Here is a 3,497-nt window from a genome sequence, read left to right on the forward strand (position 1 = left end):
GCCGCAGGCGGCGGCCCCTCCCGCCGGTGCGGGGCGGTACCGACTGACGCGGCGGGGCGGTACCGCCTGACGCCGCGTGAGGACCGTCGAAGGCCCACGGCTCCGGAGGGAAGGGAGTCCCGGAAAGCTTTCTAGGTCGAGCGACCTATAGTAGGTCCATGAACATCGACGAGCTGACGCACGACCCGGCAGGCCCGGTCCTGATAGTCGGCGGATACGGCACGGTCGGAGCCGAACTGACGCGCGCCGCGGCGGGGGAGTGGCCGCTGCTGCTGACCGGGCGCACCCCCGAGCGCGCCGCCGCGCTCCTCGCCGCCACCGGCGCGCAGGCCCGCCGCTGGGACCTCGGGGACCCGGAGCCCTTCCGTGCCGCGGTGCGCGCCGTCGTCGCCGTGGTCAACGACCCCGACGACCGGGTGCTGGCAGCCGCGGTACGCGGAGGAGTGCCCTACGTGGACGTCGCCAGGTGGACGGCCCGCCTGCAACGCGCCGTCACCCGGCTGGCCCTCACGCCGCCGGTCGCCTCCCCGGTGCTGCTCAGCTCGGCCTGGATGGGCGGCGTCGTCCCGCTGCTCGCCGCCCACCTCGCCGCTCGCGTCGGAGGGGCGCAGCGCGTCGACACCGTCATCCGCTACGACCTCGCCGACCGTTCGGGGGCCGACTCGGTGGAGTTCATGGACCGGCTCGGCGTCGACTTCGAGGTGGTCGAGAACGGCCGCAGCCGCGTGGTCGCCCCGCTCACCGGCGTCGACCGGGTCACCATCGGACCGGACCGGACCCGTGTCGCCCGGCTCGGCACCCCCGAGCAGTTCACCCTGCCGCTCACCCTGGGCGCCACCACCGTCCGCACCCGCCTCGGCTTCAGCAGCACCGCCACCGGACGCGCCCTCACCGGGCTCGGGCGAGCCGGCTTCTTCCGGCGCGCCCGGGGCGAGCGCTGGGAGCCGCTGCGCCGGAAGCTGCTGCACGCACCCGGTGACGGGGGCACGGCCCGGCTGCGCGTCGACGTACACGGCCCGCGTGGCACCGCGACGGCCACCGTCGGTGATCCCGAGGGCCAGGCCCACCTGACGGCCGTCGGCGCGCTGCTCGGTCTCGCCGGGGTCGGATACGGCCTGCTCGGTGCGTCGGACCCGGCCGAGGGAACGGTGCAGCCGGGCTGCCGCGGTGAGGAGTGCACCGGCGAGGACTCGCAGTCGCAGGCCTGCGCGATCAACGCCAGCACACCGCGCACCGTCGCCGAGCGGCAACTGGGCGAGCGGGCCGTCATCGACATCCGCTACAGCGAGCGGTGCCGGGCCGGCTGGGCCCGCGTCCGGTTCGCGAGCGTCGGCGACCGGATCGAGATCAGGGCCCCCGGGGAGGGCCGGCAGACCGTCCGGATCGCCGACCGGTACGACGCGGAGGGGTACCTCTCCACCCGCATGGTGGGCGCCGGTCCCCGCGGTCTGGAAGCCTGCCTGGTGAGCGCCGCCACCGGGAAGCGCCACTGCTTCACTTCCTGACGGCATCGGCCACCGTCGGCCCGGCCAGCGTTCCGGACCTGAACGATCGTCACCACCCGGACCGGTGCGGACGGCCGGGGCCGCCGCCGTGGTGGTGCCGAGGCGGGCGCAGGCAGCGCTTGCCCTATCGGGCGGCGACCGCCCGGGTATGTGAGAGCGGACGGCGGGCCGCCCGACGACGTGTGCACCGAATGACGCACCGATGACGCACCGATGAGGGAGGACGGTATGGAGCCCATCGAACTCCGCCGTGCGGTCGAGGCAGGACGGGCGACCGCTTCGGAGCTGGGCCTTGAGGTCGACGAGGTGCACGTCATCCACGACTCGGACCGTGTCGCGCTGCGCCTGACCCCCTGTGACGTGCTGGTTCGGGTCGCCCCTTCGGAGCATCTGGCTGATTCCGAGTTCGAGGTGGAGGTCGCTCGCCGCCTCGCCGACAGCGACGCTCCGGTGGCTGAGCTCGAACCCCGGGTCGACCCCGGGGTCCATGTGCGTGATGCCTTCGCCGTCTCGCTGTGGACCTACTACGCACCCGTGGGCTCGGAGATCGCTCCGGCCGACTACGCGGACGCGCTCCGGCGTCACCATGCCGCCCTGCGCCGGATCGATCTGGACGCACCGCGCTTCACCGATCGGGTCGCCGCCGCGCGCAGGGAGGTCGACGACCGGGAACGCACCCCCGAGCTGCCCGACGCCGACCGCGCGCTTCTCAGCGGCACACTCGGTGGACTGAGCGACACGATCGGCGTCGAGAAGGCCGACGACCAGCTCCTGCACGGTGAGCCGCATCCGGGCAACCTCCTCCACACGAGGAGAGGACCGCTTCTCGTGGACCTCGCCACGTGCTGCCGCGGGCCGATCGAGTTCGACCTCGCCCATGCTCCCGAAGAGGTGGGAGAGCACTGCGCGGGGGCCGACCACGGCCTGATCGACCGGTGCCGCGCCCTGAACTGGGCGATGTTCTCGGCCTGGCGCTGGCGCCGGAACGACCACATGCCCGACCGGGACCACTGGAGAGTCGAGGGGCTCCAGCGGACGCGTACGGCACTGACCCGCTGCGGACCCGACTGATGCCGGGGGGCTGCCGGGTACCGATCCGCTGCGCCGAGCGCGCGCCCCCGATCCGCTCAGGCCTCCACGAGCGCCCAGAAGTGGTCCTCGATCTCGTCCAGGAACACCCGGCCCGCGTCCGCCGAGCCGTGGGCCGTCCGCGAGTTGGTGTCGATCCAGCTGAGCGACGAGCAACTGCGCCGGTGGAACTCGTCGTTGAGCCGCTCCAGAAGCGACTCGGCCTGGCTGCGAGAGAGTTCGGGCAGCAGCCGGCACAGCGGACGCACATACGCTTGCCAGCGTGAACCGGCCGCGCCGCGCAGCAGCTCCGACAGCCGACGCCGCCCGCCGGTCAGCTCCGTGCGGGCCCGCAGCGACATGCCGAGCGCCTCCGCCAGCGCCGCCGTCTGGCGTTCGTTCCCGGTCCATCGGCCGGTGCGCTCCGCCTCGCGGTACCGGGCGGGGGGCATGCCGATGCGCATCGCCAGATCCGCCACCGCCGTGCCGCGCGCCAGCCGGTGCTCGCGCAGGCTGCGCGGAGCGCCCATCAGATCGGCCGGGGCACACCACAGGGCCCCGGCGAGCGCGGCGAGCTCGTCCTCGGTGGGGGAGCCCTCGCGGTGCTCCCAGGCCGCGACGCTCTCCGCGGTGACGCGCAGACCGAACGCGGCCCACATGCCGTACGCGACGTGGGCCGGGGTCATGCCGAGGGTTTCCCGCAGCCGCCGCGCGGCGACTGCGTCGAACGGCGGTCGCTGGTGCATGCGCACACGGTAGGGGCGCTCACCCGCGGTGATCCCCGGTGCGTTCCGCCGAAACCGCGCCCTGGCGGAACGTCCAGGGCCGCTGGAGATTCCGCCAGGGCGACCCGAGGGGGCCGAGGGCGATCCGCCCGTCCTCATCAGGCCCCGCCCGGCCGGTCCGCGCTTGCCGCGCCCGATC

General features: G+C 74.2%; 3 protein-coding genes. 2 read left to right on the forward strand and 1 reads right to left on the reverse strand.

Features of this window, described 5'->3' with window-relative positions; translation table 11 throughout:
- Positions 1-158: 158 nt before the first annotated feature.
- Together ACYVE9_RS19440 and ACYVE9_RS19445 are read left to right on the forward strand one after the other, a co-directional pair.
- On the forward strand, positions 159-1,505 hold the full coding sequence (locus tag ACYVE9_RS19440; RefSeq protein ID WP_461029163.1) for a DUF2690 domain-containing protein: 1,347 nt from the start codon (positions 159-161) through the stop codon (positions 1,503-1,505).
- Positions 1,506-1,733: 228 nt separating this feature from the next.
- Complete coding sequence (locus tag ACYVE9_RS19445) at positions 1,734-2,576, forward strand: phosphotransferase (protein WP_461029164.1); 843 nt, start codon at positions 1,734-1,736, stop codon at positions 2,574-2,576.
- 56 nt (positions 2,577-2,632) lie between these two features.
- On the opposite strand, the gene ACYVE9_RS19450 is transcribed toward ACYVE9_RS19445, so the two are convergent.
- Entirely contained in the window at positions 2,633-3,319 is a 687-nt protein-coding gene (locus ACYVE9_RS19450) for a helix-turn-helix domain-containing protein (protein ID WP_461029165.1), read from the reverse strand.
- Positions 3,320-3,497 lie beyond the last annotated feature (178 nt).

The organism is Streptomyces sparsus, assembly GCF_054776295.1.